The organism is Paracoccus haematequi, assembly GCF_900631945.1.
Lineage (GTDB): Bacteria > Pseudomonadota > Alphaproteobacteria > Rhodobacterales > Rhodobacteraceae > Paracoccus > Paracoccus haematequi_A.
On the sequence record NZ_UZWE01000043.1, the window covers coordinates 1 to 16,851 of the forward strand.

13 protein-coding genes and 5 pseudogenes are annotated in these 16,851 nt (G+C 65.2%); 9 read left to right on the plus strand and 9 right to left on the minus strand.

The genetic code is table 11. The features are described from left to right. The first annotated feature begins 161 nt into the window (after positions 1-161). On the plus strand, positions 162-914 hold the full coding sequence (locus PARHAE_RS15180) for an IS5 family transposase (RefSeq protein ID WP_241232843.1): 753 nt from the start codon (positions 162-164) through the stop codon (positions 912-914). Between the two features lie 19 nt (positions 915-933). Here the strand turns inward: PARHAE_RS15180 and PARHAE_RS21190 are convergent, their stop codons facing one another. After that, a complete protein-coding gene (locus PARHAE_RS21190) occupies positions 934-1,113 on the minus strand; it encodes a hypothetical protein (protein ID WP_206436989.1) in 180 nt (59 codons plus the stop codon). Between the two features lie 975 nt (positions 1,114-2,088). Here PARHAE_RS21190 and PARHAE_RS21735 point away from each other — a divergent pair. Further along, a pseudogene (locus PARHAE_RS21735) lies at positions 2,089-2,418 on the plus strand (extracellular solute-binding protein); the annotation flags it as partial. A gap of 66 nt (positions 2,419-2,484) precedes the next feature. Here the strand turns inward: PARHAE_RS21735 and PARHAE_RS15190 are convergent. Continuing rightward, positions 2,485-3,507: pseudogene (locus PARHAE_RS15190) on the minus strand (IS110 family RNA-guided transposase); the annotation flags it as partial. A 122-nt stretch (positions 3,508-3,629) separates the two neighbouring features. Further along, positions 3,630-3,848 carry a hypothetical protein gene (locus PARHAE_RS15195; protein ID WP_126155427.1) on the minus strand — a complete coding sequence of 73 codons (219 nt, stop codon included), beginning with the start codon at positions 3,846-3,848 and terminating at the stop codon, positions 3,630-3,632. Between the two features lie 334 nt (positions 3,849-4,182). On the opposite strand from PARHAE_RS15195, the gene PARHAE_RS15200 reads away from it, so the two are divergent. Genes PARHAE_RS15200 through PARHAE_RS15220 form a run of 5 tightly spaced genes read left to right on the plus strand, consistent with a single transcriptional unit; the run spans position 4,183 to position 11,699 of the window. After that, entirely contained in the window at positions 4,183-5,397 is a 1,215-nt protein-coding gene (locus PARHAE_RS15200; protein ID WP_126155428.1) for an MFS transporter, read from the plus strand. A 10-nt stretch (positions 5,398-5,407) separates the two neighbouring features. After that, entirely contained in the window at positions 5,408-7,837 is a 2,430-nt protein-coding gene (gene nirB / locus PARHAE_RS15205; protein ID WP_126155429.1) for a nitrite reductase large subunit NirB, read from the plus strand. Further along, a complete protein-coding gene (nirD, locus tag PARHAE_RS15210; protein WP_126155430.1) occupies positions 7,834-8,169 on the plus strand; it encodes a nitrite reductase small subunit NirD in 336 nt (111 codons plus the stop codon). The genes nirB and nirD overlap by 4 nt, the downstream gene beginning before the upstream one ends. 13 nt (positions 8,170-8,182) lie before the next feature. After that, positions 8,183-9,037 carry a formate/nitrite transporter family protein gene (locus PARHAE_RS15215; RefSeq protein WP_126155431.1) on the plus strand — a complete coding sequence of 285 codons (855 nt, stop codon included), beginning with the start codon at positions 8,183-8,185 and terminating at the stop codon, positions 9,035-9,037. A 4-nt stretch (positions 9,038-9,041) separates the two neighbouring features. After that, positions 9,042-11,699 carry a molybdopterin-dependent oxidoreductase gene (locus tag PARHAE_RS15220; RefSeq protein ID WP_126155432.1) on the plus strand — a complete coding sequence of 886 codons (2,658 nt, stop codon included), beginning with the start codon at positions 9,042-9,044 and terminating at the stop codon, positions 11,697-11,699. Here the strand turns inward: PARHAE_RS15220 and PARHAE_RS15225 are convergent. Beyond that, on the minus strand, positions 11,662-12,840 hold the full coding sequence (locus tag PARHAE_RS15225; protein WP_126155433.1) for an ABC transporter substrate-binding protein: 1,179 nt from the start codon (positions 12,838-12,840) through the stop codon (positions 11,662-11,664). The two genes, PARHAE_RS15220 and PARHAE_RS15225, sit on opposite strands and share 38 nt — an antisense overlap. Continuing rightward, a complete protein-coding gene (locus PARHAE_RS15230; protein ID WP_126155434.1) occupies positions 12,837-13,424 on the minus strand; it encodes an ANTAR domain-containing response regulator in 588 nt (195 codons plus the stop codon). The genes PARHAE_RS15225 and PARHAE_RS15230 overlap by 4 nt, the downstream gene beginning before the upstream one ends. Positions 13,425-13,561: 137 nt before the next feature. Here PARHAE_RS15230 and PARHAE_RS22155 point away from each other — a divergent pair. Next, positions 13,562-13,660: pseudogene (locus tag PARHAE_RS22155) on the plus strand (IS30 family transposase); the annotation flags it as partial. A gap of 134 nt (positions 13,661-13,794) precedes the next feature. On the opposite strand, the pseudogene PARHAE_RS22160 reads toward PARHAE_RS22155, so the two are convergent. Continuing rightward, positions 13,795-13,965 (minus strand): annotated as a pseudogene (locus PARHAE_RS22160) (ATP-binding protein); the annotation flags it as partial. Continuing rightward, complete coding sequence (locus tag PARHAE_RS21195; protein ID WP_164555272.1) at positions 13,898-14,065, minus strand: hypothetical protein; 168 nt, start codon at positions 14,063-14,065, stop codon at positions 13,898-13,900. The gene PARHAE_RS21195 and the pseudogene PARHAE_RS22160, both read right to left, overlap by 68 nt. A 185-nt stretch (positions 14,066-14,250) precedes the next feature. Between PARHAE_RS21195 and PARHAE_RS15245 the strand changes: the two are divergent. Beyond that, positions 14,251-14,676, plus strand: a pseudogene (locus tag PARHAE_RS15245) (transposase); the annotation flags it as partial. Positions 14,677-14,808: 132 nt separating this feature from the next. On the opposite strand, the gene istB reads toward PARHAE_RS15245, so the two are convergent. Both istB and istA read right to left on the minus strand, forming a co-directional pair. Next, positions 14,809-15,537: an IS21-like element helper ATPase IstB gene (istB, locus tag PARHAE_RS15250; protein ID WP_028714057.1), complete on the minus strand. Its 729-nt coding sequence runs from the start codon at positions 15,535-15,537 to the stop codon at positions 14,809-14,811. After that, positions 15,537-16,851: IS21 family transposase (gene istA / locus PARHAE_RS15255; RefSeq protein ID WP_126155435.1), on the minus strand; the 1,315-nt coding region annotated here is incomplete at its 5' end. The genes istB and istA, both read right to left, overlap by 1 nt.

Genomic DNA, 16,851 nt, shown 5'->3' on the forward strand with positions numbered 1-16,851 from the left:
CCACCATCACGCTGGCATGATCTGATCGATGCCTTTCATGCTCTCATGTTGATTTGTGTGACCCGCGCCGGAACTGCTCCTGCCGGAGCAGGGTGATAGGCTCCAGACCCATTGATTTCAGGTTTTTGGCGTGATTCAGGCTCCGCAAGGAGACCTGATCGATGAGCAATCTTTACTGGCTGACGGATGCCCAGATGGCGCGCCTGAAGCCGTTCTTTCCAAAGAGTCATGGCAAGCCCCGCGTCGATGATCGCCGCGTCCTCAGCGGTATAATTTTCATCAATCGTAATGGCTTGCGCTGGTGTGACGCGCCGAAGGAATACGGGCCAGCCAAGACCCTCTATAACCGCTGGAAGCGCTGGAGCGAAAACGGAGTCTTCGCCCGGATCATGGTTGGCCTGGCCACTGAGCGCGCCGAGCACAAGACGATCATGATCGACCTATCTCAATGCACACCGCACGGCGTCGAGCCTGTGCGTGAAAAAAGGGGGCGTGGGCGCCAGATCGGGCGCACCAAAGGCGGCATGAACACCAAGCTGCACGCCGTCGCCGATGCCAAGGGGCGGCCGATCGGGTTCTTCATGTCGGCCGGCCAGGTCAGCGATTACACCGGCGCGGCGGCACTATTGGGCAGCCTGCCGAAAGCGCGTTGGCTGCTGGCCGACAGGGGCTATGATGCCGATTGGTTCAGAGAAGCGTTGAAAGACAAGGGGATAAAGGTCTGCATCCCGGGCCGCAAGTCTCGCAAGAAGGCCGTGAAATACGACAAGAGGCGCTACAAACGGCGCAACCGCATCGAGATCATGTTCGGCCGCCTCAAGGACTGGCGCCGTGTCGCGACCCGATACGACCGGTGCCCGGAAACCTTCTTCTCTGCGATCATGCTCGCCGCAACCGTCTTGTTCTGGCTGTGATCCAGAACGAGTCCTGAGCCTAGTCATCAGGACCCCTCCTGGGGTGCGCCTTTGCCCGCAACGCCACCGCACGTCGCGCCATGTCCTGGCCTTCCACATCGGACATGCCCATCGAGTTGCACGCAAACCTGATGCGGGCGGCGACAACCTCATCCGATTGCCGGTCTTCTGCCATTTCCGTCATGATGCGCCCTTTCATGGCTGAGCGCTCACCTGATCATGGCAGCCCCATCAATGCAAATCACCTCAGGAAGATGACCCGGGGTCTGGGTTGGCTGGTCCGCCGCCAGGTCAGTCACACGCCTTCCAAGGAACAGCAGGCGCTGCCCCCTGAGATCTCACGGTTCCAATTCATGATCTTCGCCATCTGCTTATTGCGGGAGAGAAAACACAGCCCAGGGAACAGGAATGACCCGCGGAAGTTGAATCCCCCGTGCCGGCGAACCTGACGGAGCGGAACACATGATCACTCACGGCGAGGCTGTCCGACTGAGGGACGAGCGCCTGGTCCGGGCTGTAAAGAGCGCGGAGGAGGCGAGTGGCTTTCGGACCGGGATCCGGTATTCCGAGCGGGGTCGTCATCTGGTCCAGGTGTCGCTTGTTCCCCGAAGACATTGGTGGATCTGCGATCTGGATGACGAGGGCAGGCTCTTCAACTGTCGGATCATGACCGCAGAGGATTACGCCCGGATGAGTGAGAGGCCTCGCCACTGAAGTGCCGCGGGCTTCCTGATTGCCCTTGGGCTACGGAGGATCGTCCAGAACGACGGGGCCAGGGCAGTTGACCAGACATCCTGATCGGCGCGGCTTCCCGTATCAGCCTCGCCGTGCCTTGCGGGCCGCGTAACGCTGGTCGCGCATGGCCTCATCGCAATAAACTTGCGCACGAAGGCGGCGTCAGGATGTCCAGCTTTTACATCGACAAACAGAAAAATAGAAATATCCTCCTCTTGGACAGGCAGGCGGTTCACATGCTGACTGCCTGATCGCGTTCGCAAAGGACGCCAAGAAAACAAGAACAATCACCAACAGGAGGGAGAACATGAAGACTGTCCTTGCAGTCACGGTCGGACTGGCGGCGTCGGGCATCAGTGCTCAGGCCGAGGAGATCAACGTAATGTCGTGGGGAGGCGCCGTGGCGGCCGCCCAGATGGAGGCCTATCACAAGCCCTACATGGCCGAGACGGGCATCAAGATCAATTCAATCGATGCCGACAACCCTGCCGTTCCCATCAAGGCGCAGGTGGAGGTCGGCAACGTGACGGTTGATATCGCCGATGTCGAGCCTTCGGATCTGGTCCGGCTCTGCGACGAGGGGCTGCTGGAGCAGCTTCCCATCGACGAACTCCCTGATGGCAGTGACGGCACGAAGGCTGCCGATGATTTCATCGAGGGCGGCCTTTATGACTGCGGTGTGGGGATCCTCGTTTATTCCACGGTGATCGGATACCGCGGTGACCAGCTGGAAGGTGTTACGTCGGCCAGCGACTTCTTCGATCTGGAGAAGTTTCCGGGCAAGCGCGGCCTGCGCAAGGGCGCCAAGTTCTCGCTTGAACTGGCAGGCTACAGCCGGTCGCGCAGCATTGTGTCGATAGGTCTCGCCGGCCCTCATTATTTTCCATGCGATCCTGGCGATCTTGTTGGCCAGCGCCACAGCCACGAGCTTCGGCGACTTGCGCTTGAGCAGTTCGACGAGCCAGGGCGAGGCGTTTCTGCCTCTGCCCGCTCTCACCTGTCGAAGCAGCGAAGTCGCGCCCACAACCAGTGTCTTGCGCAAGGTCTCGTCGCCGGCTCGCGTAATGACACCGTGCCTGACCTTGCCAGCTGTCGAGTGATCTCTGGGCGTCAGGCCCATCCAGGCGGCAAACTGTCTTCCGGATGCAAACTGCTCCGGTGCCGGCGCTTTCATCACCAGCAAGACCGCACCGATTGGCCCGACACCGGGGATCGTTGCGAGGCGGCGACAACATTCATTGCTGCGATACCAGGTCATCAGTTTCGCCTCTATCTCTTTCAAGCGTTCCTTTAGCTGCGCAAATTCATCCGCCAGTGACGCAAACAGATCGCGCGCCAAGGCAGGAACGTTTTCATCAACCATGATGCGTTCCAAAAGGAGCGGAATATGAAACACGCCTTTGGCCGCGGTTAGTCCGAACTCGGCGGCATAGCCACGGATCATATTGGCAAGCTGTGTCCTGGCAGCGACAGCACGCTCGCGCATGCCCACCAGCATCAGCGCCGCTTGTTGCTCGGCGCTCTTCACCGGAACGAACCGCATCGTTGGGCGGCTCATCGCTTCGCATAGCGCTTCAGCATCGGCGGCATCATTCTTGCCGCGCTTGACGTACGGCTTCACAAGCTGCGGCGCGATTAGCTTGACCTCATGACCAAGCCCCCTCAGCAACCGCGCCTAGTGATGCGAAGCACCACAGGCCTCAATCGCAATGACAGTCGGCGGGCATTTTGCAAAGAAATCCACCATTTCCTTGCGGCGCATCTTCTTGCGAAGAACCGGTTGTTCGGCGGCATTCACCCCATGCAATTGAAAGATGTGCTTTGAAGTATCCATGCCAATACGGATAATCTGATCCACGGACGACCCCTTCGTTTGAGTTCCTCAACGACTCACTCTGGCACGTTTCGATGCCGTTCAGGGGCCGTCCACTCCAACAGGGTGGGCCCGCGCGTAGTCAACCGTGACCTGCCACTGGTCTTTCACCCAGCCGCGACCGGAGCCGGTAGCTGATTTATGCCTTTCGGCGCGGGTTGATCGATCGCCCGGCGCGCGGAACCCTCGGCGAACTTGGCGAATTCCCGGTCGCTCTGGATCGAGATCAGGATCTGACCGCCGCCCTGGCAGGTGAAGACGCTGTAGGCCCTGCCGATCAAGACGGATCGGCGAGACGCCGAAAGGTAGATCGCAACGCGCGACATGGATCGGCCATGCGACTATGATGGTCGGTATCACTACAAAGCGGCCCCGCCACCCGGTTAATTCGCAAACTGATTAAGACGCAGGCATCCCCTGCACACACCGGATGCGTTTGCGACCGTCGATGGCTTTGGCGCGCAAAACAGCGCCGAACGACTGGGCTGATGTCTCGCAATGCGCTAGGACGGGGTCAAGGCTTGGCGCAATGACGCGCCATCGGCCCGCTCGCAACGATGCGGCATTCCCCGAAGGCAAGACAGGTCAGTGCCCGCTTTCGCGGCGGATGATCCCGCCTGCCTTCCGACAGCCACCGTTTCCTTCGCCATCGGAGCATCCATGTCAGCCACATCACCCTCGCCTTCGGGCGACGCGCGTCGCGCGCTGAGCCTGTCGACCGCCGCATTCACCGTCTGTTTCGCGGTCTGGACGATCTTTTCCATCATCGGCATCCAGATCAAGGACCAGCTGAACCTGTCCGAGACGCAGTTCGGACTGCTGGTCGGCATGCCGATCCTGACCGGCTCGCTGATCCGCATCGTGCTGGGCATCGCCACCGACCGCATTGGCGGCCGGGCCGTCTATACTCTGACCATGCTGGCGGCCGCCGCCGCAACGTTGCTGCTGTCCTGGGCCACGACCTATCCGCAGATGCTGGCGGCCGCCCTTGGCGTGGGCATCGCGGGCGGCAGCTTCGCCGTCGGCGTCGCCTATGTGTCGCGCTTCTTCGACGGCACGCGGCAGGGCACGGCGCTTGGCATCTTCGGCGTCGGCAATGTCGGCGCCGCGCTGACCAAGTTCATGGCGCCCTTTGTGATGATCGCGCTGGGCTGGCAGGCCACGGCGCAGATCTGGGCTGGCGTGCTTCTGCTGACGGCGGCGATCTTCTGGATCGCCTCCAAGGAAGACCCGGTCACCGCTGCCCGGCGCGGCGGCACGGCGCCGCTGCGCAGCCTGCGCGCCGAATTCGTCCCGCTGCGGGATCTGCGGGTCTGGCGCTTCTCGGCCTATTACTTCTTCAGCTTCGGCGCCTTTGTGGCCCTGGCGCTGTGGCTGCCGCATTACCTGATCGGCGTTTACGGCCTGGACGTGAAGACCGCCGGCATGATCGGGGCGGCCTATTCGATCCCCGCCTCGATCTTCCGCGCCTATGGGGGCGTGCTGTCGGACCGTATCGGGGCGCGGCAGGTAATGTATGCGACCTTCCTCGTCTCGCTGGCGGCGACCGGGATGCTGGCGGCGCTGACGGCCCTGCCGATCTGGATGTTCCTGGCGGTGATCTTCGTGCTTGGCTTCTTCATGAGCCTGGGCAAGGCGGCGGTCTACAAGCACATCCCGACCTATTACCCGCAGAACGTGGGCGCGGTGGGCGGTCTGGTCGGCATGATCGGCGGGCTGGGAGGCTTTGTCCTGCCGCTTCTGTTCGGCTGGCTAAAGGATCAGACCGGATCCTGGTCAAGCTGCTTTGCCGTCCTGTTCCTGCTGGTCGCGGGCTGCACCCTGTGGATGCACCTGTCGATCCGCCAGATCCACTCTGCCGCCCAACCCGCCTGAGGATCACGCCATGAAAAAGAAACTTGTCGTCATCGGCGCCGGCATGGCTTCGGGCCGGATGCTGGAACAGCTGTTCGACGCGGCCCCGGACGCCTTCGACGTGACGCTGTTCAACGCCGAGCCGCGCGGCAACTACAACCGGCTGATGCTGTCGCCGGTCCTGTCGGGCGAAAAGACCTACCAGCAGATCGTCACCCATGACGATGCCTGGTATGCCGCCCATAACGTCGATTGCCGGTTCGGAGAGCCGGTGGTCCGCATCGACCGCAAGAATCGCGTGGTTTATTCCAACAGCGGCGGCGCGCCTTACGACGCCCTGGTGATCGCCACCGGATCGGCCCCCTTCATCATCCCGGTGCCCGGAAAGGACCTGCCCGGCGTCGTCACCTATCGCGACCTGGAAGACACGCAGGCGATGATGGACACCGCAGGCAAGGACGCCGTGGTGATCGGCGGCGGGCTGCTGGGGCTCGAGGCGGCGGCAGGCATGGCCGCGCGCGGCGCCCGCGTCACCGTGATCCACCTGATGGGCCACCTGATGGAACGCCAGCTGGACCCGGCTGCCGGATACCTGCTGCAACGCGATCTGGAAAAGCGCGGCATCACCGTGCATTGCCAGGGCGCCACCAAGGCCATCCTGGGCAGCGACCGGGCCGAGGCCGTGCTGCTGGAAGACGGCACCGTCTATCCCGCCGATCTGGTCTGCATGGCCGTGGGCATCCGCCCCGAAACCCGGCTGGCCAATGACGCGCATCTGGAGGTCGAGCGCGGCATCGTCGTGGACGACGCCCTGCGCACCAGCGACCCGCACATCTTCGCCCTTGGCGAATGCGTCGAGCATCGCGGCCAGCTGTTCGGACTTGTCGCCCCGCTTTACGACCAGGCCAAGGTGCTGGCCCGCACGCTGATGGGCGCGGAGGCCGCCTTTGCCCCGGTCCAGACCGCGACAAAGCTCAAGGTCACCGGCTGCGACCTGTTCAGCGCGGGCGATTTCGCCGACGCGCCGGGGCGCGAGGACATCGTGTTCCGCGATCCGGGGCGCGGCATCTACAAGCGCCTTGTGCTGGAAAACGACCGCATCGTCGGCGTGGTGATGTATGGCGACACCGCCGACGGAAGCTGGTTCTATGGGCTGATGAAGGACGGCGCCGACATCGGGCCGATGCGCGACACGCTGATCTTCGGCCCGGCCTTCCAGGGGGGTGCCGCGCCGGACCCTATGGCGGCCGTTGCAGCCTTGCCGCCTGAGGCGGAGATCTGCGGCTGCAACGGCGTTTCCAAGGGCACCATCCTGGACGCGGTGGCGGGCGGGGCCTGCACGCTTGAGGCGGTGCGGACCTGCACCAAGGCGTCGGCCTCCTGCGGCACCTGCACCGGGCTTGTGCAACAGGTGATGGCGCTGGCGCTTGGCGGCGCGGTGGCCGAGGCCCCGGCGGGCATGTGCAAATGCACCGACCACACGCATGAGGACGTGCGCCACCTGATCCGGTCGATGGGGCTGAAGACGATCCCCGCCGTGATGCAGGAGCTTGGCTGGAAGACCGTCGGCGGCTGCCATTCCTGCCGCCCGGCGCTGAACTATTACCTGCTGGCGGAATGGCCGCTGGACTACCAGGACGACCGGCAGTCGCGCTTTGTCAACGAAAGGAACCACGCCAACATCCAGAAGGACGGCACCTATTCGGTGGTTCCGCGCATGTGGGGCGGCGTCACCACCCCAGCCGAGCTGCGCGCAATTGCCGACGCGGCCCAGAAATACGACGTGCCGATGGTCAAGGTCACGGGCGGCCAGCGCATCGACCTGCTGGGCGTCAAAAAGGAAGACCTGCCGCATATGTGGGCGGATCTGAACGCCGCCGGGATGGTGTCGGGCGCCGCCTATTCCAAGGGGCTGCGCACGGTGAAGACCTGCGTCGGCAAGGAGTTCTGCCGCGTGGGCACGCAAGACAGCACCGGCCTCGGGATCAAGCTGGAAAAGCTGATGTGGGGATCATGGACGCCGCACAAGCTGAAGCTGGGCGTGTCCGGCTGCCCCCGCAACTGCGCCGAGGCCACCTGCAAGGATATCGGCGTGGTCTGCGTGGACAGCGGCTACAACATCTCGATCGGCGGCGCGGCGGGGATGGAAGTCAGGGAAACCGTGGCCCTCGCCTCGACCCCGTCCGAGGACGAGGCGGTCGCCATCATCCTGGCCGTGACCCAGCTTTACCGCGAAAACGCCCGCTATCTCGACCGGATCTGGAAATGGATGGGCAAGGTCGGTCTCGACTGGATCAAGGCGCAGGTCGTTGACGACGCGGACAACCGCGCGGCCCTGGTCGAGCGCTTCGAGATCAGCCAGTCGGTCTATCGCCGCGACGCCTGGGCCGATCTCTCCACCCCCGCCGAGACGCCCCGATGGGCGCCCCTGGCCGAGCTGACGCTGGAGGCCGCGGAATGACCGTCTTCGTTGACATCGGATCCTTGGACGACATCCCCCGGCAGGGCGCGCGTCTGGTGAAAACCGCGCAGGACTGCATTGCGGTGTTCCGCACGGCGGACGACCGGGTGTTCGCGCTTGACGACCGCTGCCCGCATAAGGGCGGGCCGCTGTCCGAGGGCATCGTGCACGGCACGGCCGTCACCTGCCCGCTGCACAACTGGGTGTTCGATCTGAACACCGGCCAGGCCCAGGGCGCCGACCAGGGCCAGGTCCGCACCCATGCCGTCCGCGTCAGCCAGGGCCGCGTCCTGATCGACGCCGGCCTGATCCGTTCCCGCAACGCCGCCTGAGGAAAGCCAGCCCATGTCCTATGTTACCCCCGCCGACTTTGCCCGCAAGATGATCGACGCCGGCGAGGCCAAGGTCTTCATGTCCACCCGCGACACGCTGATCCGCGCCTATATGGCCGGCGCGATCCTGGCGCTGGCCGCGGCCTTCGCCGTCACCGTGACTGTCAACACCGGCGAGCCGCTGCTGGGCGCGCTGCTGTTCCCGGTGGGCTTCTGCATGTTGTATCTGCTGGGCTTCGACCTCTTGACCGGGGTGTTCACGCTGGTGCCGCTGGCGCTGATCGACCGCCGGCCCGGCGTCAAGGTGCGCGGGATGCTGCGCAACTGGGGCCTGGTGTTTCTGGGCAATTTCGCGGGCGCCTTCACCGTGGCGCTGTTCATGGCGATCATCGTCACCTTCGGCTGGTCCGAGGCGCCGAACGCGGTGGGCGAAAAGATCGGCCATATCGGCGAGGGCCGGACGCTGGGCTATGCCGCCCATGGCGCGGCGGGGATGCTGACGCTGTTCGTGCGCGCGGTCATGTGCAACTGGATGGTGTCCACCGGGGTGGTGGCTGCGATGATGTCCACAAGCGTCTCGGGCAAGATCATGGCGATGTGGATGCCGATCCTGGTGTTCTTCTACATGGGGTTCGAACATTCCATCGTAAACATGTTCCTGTTCCCGGCCGGGCTGCTGCTGGGCGGCAACTTCACCATCATGGATTACATGATCTGGAACGAGATCCCGACCGTGCTGGGCAACCTGGTCGGCGGGCTGACCTTTGTCGGCGCGATGATCTATGCCACCCATCACCGGACCGGGGCAGAGCGGGACCGACTGCCCGCGGCCGCGCCCGCCACCCCCGCCGCCGTGCCGGCCGAGTGACGCCATGAACGCCCCCATCGCTGCGCCTGTTTCCGCCCCCGCTGTCCGCACCACCTGCGCCTATTGCGGCGTCGGCTGCGGCATCCTTGCCACCCCGGACGGCGCCGGCGGGCTGGTGGTGGCGGGCGATCCCGATCATCCCGCCAATTTCGGCCGCCTGTGCGTCAAGGGATCGGCCCTGGCCGAGACGCTGGGGCTGAAAGGCAGGCTGCTGGCCCCGCGGATCGGCGGGCGCGAGGCAAGCTGGAACCAGGCGCTTGATCTGGTAGCGCAGCGGTTTTCCGAAACCATCGCGCGTCACGGACCGGATTCGGTGGCCTTCTACGTCTCGGGCCAACTGCTGACCGAAGACTATTACGCGGCCAACAAGTTGATGAAGGGCTTCATCGGCAGCGCCAATATCGACACCAATTCGCGGCTGTGCATGGCGTCCTCGGTCGCGGGCCACCGCCGCGCCTTCGGGTCGGACACCGTGCCGGGCCTTTACGAGGATCTGGAACAGGCCGATTGCGTGGTCCTGGTGGGGTCGAACCTCGCCTGGTGCCACCCGGTCCTTTATCAGCGGCTGGCTGCGGCGTGCGAGGCGCGGGGAACACGGGTCGTCGTGATCGACCCCCGCCGCACCGCCACCTGCGACATCGCCGACCTGCACCTGCCCTTGGCGCCGGGATCGGATGCGGTGCTGTTCAACCTGCTTCTGGCCGAAATCGACCGCTGCGGGCTGGTCCGCGAGAACCCCGAGAACTTGGCCGAAGCCCTGGCCGCCGCGCGGGCCACGCTGCCCTCGGCCACCGGGTTGGCGCACAGTGTGATCCGGCAGTTCCTGGATCTGTGGTGCAACAGCGAGCGGGTCGTCACGCTCTATTCGCAGGGCATCAACCAGTCGGACAGCGGCACCGACAAGGTGAATGCGATCCTGAACTGCCATCTGGCCACCGGTCGGATCGGCCGCCCCGGCGCCGGCCCATTCAGCGTCACCGGCCAGCCCAACGCCATGGGCGGGCGCGAGGTGGGCGGGCTGTCGAACATGCTGGCCTGTCACCTGGACATCGACGACCCCGCCCATCGCAGCGCCGTGGGGGATTTCTGGAAGGCGCCCCGGATGGCCGAAAAGCCCGGCCTGAAGGCCGTGGACATGTTCCGCGCGGTCGAGGACGGGCGCATCAAGGCGCTGTGGATCATGTGCACCAACCCCGCGGTTTCCATGCCCGAGGCCGATCGCGTCGCCCGCGCCATCGCGGGCTGCGATTTCGTCGTGGTCTCGGACATCATGGCGCGCACCGACACGACCCGGCTGGCGCATGTGCTGCTGCCCGCCACCGGCTGGGCCGAAAAGGACGGCACCGTCACCAATTCCGAACGCCGCATCAGCCGCCAGCGGCGCAGCCGGGCCGCCCCCGGCCAGGCCCGGGACGACTGGCGCATTATTGCGGATGTCGCCGCGCGGATGGGCTGGGACGAGGCGTTCGGCTGGCAAAGCCCGGCACAGGTCTTCGCCGAACATGCGTGCCTGTCGGGCGTCGCGGGCAGGCTCGGCAGCGATTTCGACATCTCGGATTATGCCGGGATCACCGAGGCTGGCTATGACGCCCTGGCGCCGTTCCTTTGGCCGCAGGCCGTGGGTCGGAACGGCGGGCGTTTCTTCGGCGAGGGGCGCTTTCACACGCCCTCGGGGCGGGGGCGGATGGTCGCGGTCACGCCGCGTCTGCCGGCCCCCGCCGGCCCCGAGTGGCCATTCCGCCTGAACACCGGCCGGGTGCGCGATCACTGGCACACGATGACACGCACCGGACTCTCGCCCCGCCTGTCACGCCACCTCGCCGAGCCTTTCCTGGAACTGCACCCCGCCGACGCGGCCCGCCTGGGTCTTCGGCAGGCCGATCTGGCCGAGGTCATGAACCCCCAGGGCCGCGCGATCCTGCGGGTGCTGGTGACCGACCGGGTGGCCCCCGGCCATCCCTTCGCGCCGATCCACTGGACCGGAGACACCGGCCCCAGCGGGCGCATCGACGTGCTGGTGCCGGGCGCGGTCGATCCGGTTTCGGGCCAGCCGGCGTCGAAATCGGCGACGGTTGCGATCCGGCCTTTCGCAGCCGACTGGTATGGCTTTGCCGTCTCGACCCGGCCCATCAGACCCGCCTGCGACTACTGGGCGCGGGCCGTGCTGCCCGCCGGCCACCAGGCGGAACTGGCCGGGCGCGGCCAGCCGGGCCACTGGGAGGATCTGGGTCGAGAGCTTTTCGGCCTGGGGGCCGAGCCGCTTCTGGTCCAGGATCCGCGACAGGGCATCGTGCGGCTGGCCTATCTGGCCGAGGGCCGGCTTCAGGCCGCGCTGTTTGTCGCACGCGACCCTGTGGCGCTGTCGCGCAGCCATGTCATCGCCACGCTCGACGCGGGCTGCGGCAGCGACATCCTGGCGGGACGGCCCGGCGCGGATCAGCCCGATCCGGGCGCCCTTGTCTGCGCCTGCTTCAGCGTCGGGATGAACACCATCCTCGCCGGCATCGCCACGCAGAAGCTGATGACGGTCGAGGCGATCGGCCGCGCGCTTGGCGCCGGAACCAACTGCGGGTCGTGCAAGCCCGAACTGAGAAGCCTGCTGGAGGCCGCTCGCACCGCGCCCATCACCGCCCCGGAACTGGCGCCATCGGATCAAACGTGAACCCGTCGAAGAAGCCGTCCGCGCGCAGGATCATGCTGCCCCGCTCGGCGGCGACGGTGCGGTCGGCGGCAAGCATCCCTTCGAGCCGCTGCGAGGCGCCTGGCAGGGGGGCGCCTGCCGGGCGCAGGTGCTGGCGGTAAAGATCGGTGCGGAAATGCGCCATGGCGCGATCCATCGCAGACCGGGGGTCCAGCCCATGGGCCAGCGCGATGCGCTGCGCGAACAGCGCCGCAAGGCTTTTCCAGGGAAAGCTGGCCCCGCCGCGATGAAAGGTGACCAGATCGCCGCTTCCCCGCAGTTCCCCCCCGGCCGAGATCGTCATCCGCCCGGTCAGTCCGCGTTCGACCAGTTCAGGCGGCAGGTCCAGATAACCCGGGCGCGCGATGATCTCGGCCGCGGTGCCGCGATGATCGGCATCGTCCAGCCAGCGGCCCGCGCGCCAGATCGCCCGCATTAGCGCGCCCGTCTGGTTCGGGCGGGTTTCGGCAAGGTCGCGGCGCAGGACCAGCCCCTTTTCAGGGGGCGCGGCCCAGATGGCGGTCCCGGGCAGCAGCAGCGCCGCCAGCCCGCGATCGACCGCGACGCTGGCCCAGGGTTCGCCCACGCAGATCGCCTCGACCTCGCCGCGGGCCAGGGCATCTGCCATCAGTGGCGGCGGGACCGTGACCAGATCGAATGCGTCCGCCCCAAAGCCGCAGCGCGACAGCCAGTGCCGCACCAGTTCGGCATGGGTCGAAAAGGGGAAGGGCACGCCGATGCGCAGCCGGCCGGTCGCGGCCCGGTGCAAGGCTGCCCCTGCCGCCACGGCATCTGCGAAGGCGAAGTCGTGGCCCATCCCGCGCAGGCGTTTTTCAAGATCGCGGTTCACGACAATGACCTGCCCCCCGTGGGACAGAAACATCACCAGATCCATGGTGGGCAGCGACGGCCCCAGGCCAAGCGCCTGCGCCACCGGCATGGGCACCAGCATATGGGCCGCGTCGATCGCGCCCGCGCCCAGCATGTCGCGGGCCTGCGCCCAGGCCCCCAGCCGGACCAGATCCAGCCTCAGCCCTTCTTCGGCGGCAAAGCCCAGTTCCTGCGCCACGATCAGGGGGGCGGCATCGACCAGCGGGACATAGCCAAGGCGCAGCGTCGTCATCGTCCCAGCAGCCCCGCCGCCATCACCAGCTGCTGCGCAACGTCGCCGAGGCGCTTGCCCTGATCCATGGCCGTCTTGCGCAGGAGGCCATAGGCGGCTTCCTCGTCCAGGCCTCGCGCCTTCATCAAAACCGCCTTGGCGCGGTCGATGATCTTGCGTTCCTCAAGAGCCGCGCGGGTGGCCGCCAGTTCGGCCCGCATCTGCTGGAAGATGTGAAAGCGCGTGATCGCGGCGTCCAGGATGGGTTTGATCCGTTCGGGACGCAGACCATCCACCACATAAGCGGAAATCCCGGCCTCGATTGCGCGGCGGGTCAGGTCCTCGTCTGATCGGTCCACGAACATGGCAACCGGCCGCTCGGTCGGGCCCGAGGCCAGGGCCAGTTCCTCGAGGACGTCGCGCGACGGGTTGGCCATGTCGATCAACACGAGATCGGGCCGGAGGTCCGCAACCTGCCGCGCCAGGCCCGACTGCTCGGCGATGATGTGCACCTCGTGACCGCCGGCCTGTTGCAGCCCGTCGGCGATGGGCTGCGCGCGGTCCGGATCGGGTTCGACGACAAGGATGAGAAGGCGCTTGGACATAGTTGTCCGTGTGGTGGCACGGTCGCTGCGCACGCACAATGTCAGGCGCTTCCGATTGAACGGCATTGATTAAGAAATGGGCATGTGTCCAGAGTATTCTCCAAAATAAAGGCAGCTTTCAAAGGGCGGTCGCTGGGATCTTCCGCAACAATGACCGTCGTTCCAGGCCGCTCATGAACAGGCTGATTGACCTGCTTTCGCCCCTGCTCCGGGATGCCCGGCAGAGCCTGACCTTCGTAACCGTCCGGGCTGACCGCTCTGCCTTGGGGTTAGAGTGCGGGATAATGTCCACGACCGCCCCCAGTCCCTCCATCCGGGCATGACGACCATCGCCCCTGGCGAGGGCGAGAGCTTCGAAGAGACGCGGGACGCGATGATAGACGACACTGCGGCCATCGCGGCAGGCCTTGTGGCCTAAGGCACAGGCAATCCAGCTCTTGCCCAGACCGGTTTGGCCCGTGACCAGTAAATTCTCACGGCGGTCGATCCAGCCGCCGTCGATCAAATGGGCCATGACGGCCCGGTGATGCCGCAGGCGCATCGATTACCTGCTGCCGCGCGGCGATGAGCTGACCGATCTTGGCCATCGGCGCGATGAGCCGCCTGGCCGCAACCGGCGATGTGTCAAACGTCCAGGTCATGCCCTCTCACCTCTGCCCGCGCGATAGCATCGGCACGCCGGTCGACAGGGGCGCTGTGTGCTGAAGGCCTGGACGCAGGGGCCAGGGTCGTGTCTCGGAAGTGGTAGAAATTGTCTGGCGGCGTAATCTCCGGGTGAACCAACACCCACCCAACCGGCGGCGGCAACCGCCAGGGAGATCACGCCATGAAGCAGAATACCGATAGCTCGTCCTTTTCGCCACTGCCCGACGCAGGCGGGTATGATCCGATCGAGGATCGCCTGCGGGCGAATGTCCGGGCCACCATTGAAGCCATGTTCGAAGAGGAACTTGCCGCCTTTCTTGGTCGGCTTCGTTACGGCCGCGGCAATGAGCGGGCCAGGGGCTACCGCCACGGGCACCGCGATCGGCAGCTGACCTGCACATTCGGCACCGAGACGGTGCGGGTTCCTCGTGCTCGGATCGAGAACGAAGCCGGCAAGATCACCGAATGGCGCTCGAAGGCACTGCCCCGCTACAGGCGGCTGACCAAGAAGGCCGAGGCCCTGATCGCGGCGGTCTATCTGGCCGGCACCAATACCCGGCGCGTCAAGCGGGCGCTGTTTGGCTTATTCGAAGGGGCGGTGAGCAAGGTGTCAATCGGCATCCAAACGGCCCCCGATCGGCGCCCAAAAGTGACCCCTTTGGCGCGCGGTTGAGCAGGCCCGTGGCGGCGTAGCTTTCCAGCTGGCGCAGCCGACGCGGGCCTGCGTTTCGGAGGGGGTTCAGGCTCGGGTTTTGATGCGCCAGCTGTCGTTGCCGGTCTCGACTATATCGCAGTGGTGGGTGAGGCGATCGAGCAGCGCGGTGGTCATCTTCGCGTCCCCGAAGACGGTCGGCCACTCGCCGAATGCGAGGTTGGTGGTGACGATGACGGAAGTCTGCTCGTAGAGCTTGCTGACCAGATGGAACAGCAACTGGCCGCCGGACTGCGCGAATGGGAGGTATCCGAGTTCATCGAGGATGACGAAGTCGAGCCGCATCAGATGTTCTGCAAGCCGGCCCGCCCGTCCAGCACGGGCCTCGGCCTCCAGCCTGTTCACCAGGTCGACGACATTAAAGAACCTGCCCCGGGCACCATTGCGGATGACCGCACGCGCGATCGCCACGGAGATATGGGTCTTGCCGGTCCCCGTTCCGCCAACCAGCACGACATTGCGCTGTTGGCTGAGGAACTCCCCGCTGGCCAGATCACGCACCAAGGTCTCGTTGATCGGGGTGTCATCGAAGGTGAACTCCTCGATCTCCCGGGCATAGGGCAGCTTGGCGGTGGTGATCTGGTATTTGACCGACCGCGCTTTCTTCTCGTTGATCTCGGCGGCCAGAAGATCTCCAACGATCTGGCGGGGTTCATGCTGGCGGCGCACAGCCACCGCCATGAGTTCATCATAAGCGGCGCGCATCCCGTAGAGCTTCAACTCGCCCATTGCGGCCATGATGTCAGCACGATCCATCAGCTGACCCTCCGCAGCAGGTCATAACGGGCGCAGTCCGCCACCGGTTCATAGGTCAGGCGCAAGGCCGGAGAGGTCAGCAGGAGAGGCGGCGGTTCCGGATCGCGCCTGCGAGACAGGATATTGAGGATCACATCGGCGGAGTGAACGCCCTGCGAAAGGGCTTCGGCGCATGCCTTTTGTACCGCAGGCATCCCTTCCGTCAGCACCGCGCCGAGGATCTTCACCATCTGGCGGTCGCCATCAGAGGAACCCTGCAGCTTACGGCGGATCTGTTCGAGCGCTCCGGGAAGAACCCAGTCCTTGAACGGTGCGCCGTTACGCAGCGCTCCGGGTTTGCGAAGCAAAACAGGCACATAATGCCAGGGATTGTAGACCGTCCGGTCCCGGCCGAAGTGACGCGGGTGGTCTCCTACCAGTCGGCCCTCCTGCCGGATCTCGATCCGCTCAGCATAGGCCCTGATCTCGACCTGCCGCCCGACAGCCGTTGCCGCAACCGAGTATTTGTTATTGTCGAAGCGCACGAGACAGGTCTTCGACACCGCCGCAGGCAGCGAATGGAATCCGTCGAAGCGCCCGGCATAAGGAACAAGGTGTGGGCGCTCTTCCTGGAAGACCTGCCAGACGGTTTTGTCCGTCAGCTCCGGATGCTTGCTGCTTCTGGCCGATGCGATGCACTTGTCCAGCAGCCAGGCATTCAGTTCCTCGTAGCTTTTGACCCGGACGCGGGGCGAGAAGAACCGCTGGCGGACCGTACCGACCTGGCTCTCCACCTGGCCTTTCTCCCAACCCGCAGCAGGGGTGCAGGCAACGGGTTCGACCAGATAATGGCTGGCCATCTGCAGGAACCGGCGATTGTAGAGACGTTCCTTGCCGGTGAAGATGGTCTCCACCGCCGTCTTCATGTTGTCGTAGATCCCGCGGGTGCAGGTGCCCTTGAAGAAGGCGAAGGCCCTGTCGTGGGCATCGAACACCATCTCCTGTGTCTCGCGCGGATAGGCCCGCACGAAGAACATCCGGCTGTGACACAGGCGAACATGGGCCACTTTGATGGTGGTCGTCGCCCCAGCAATGACCACAACCTCGTGGCTCCAATCGAACTGATAGGCTTCGCCGGGCGCAAAGCTCAGGGGCACGAAAGCAGAAGATGCGCCCGAACTCTGATTGCGCGCCCAGTTCGAGGCGTAGCGACGCACCGCATCATAACCGCCTTCATAGCCGAGACCGCTCAGCTCTTCGTAGAGCTGTGTCAGGGATTGACGTTCCCGGCTGGCCCGCGCGGCGTTGACCTCCAGCAGTCGGTTGAGCTCCCCC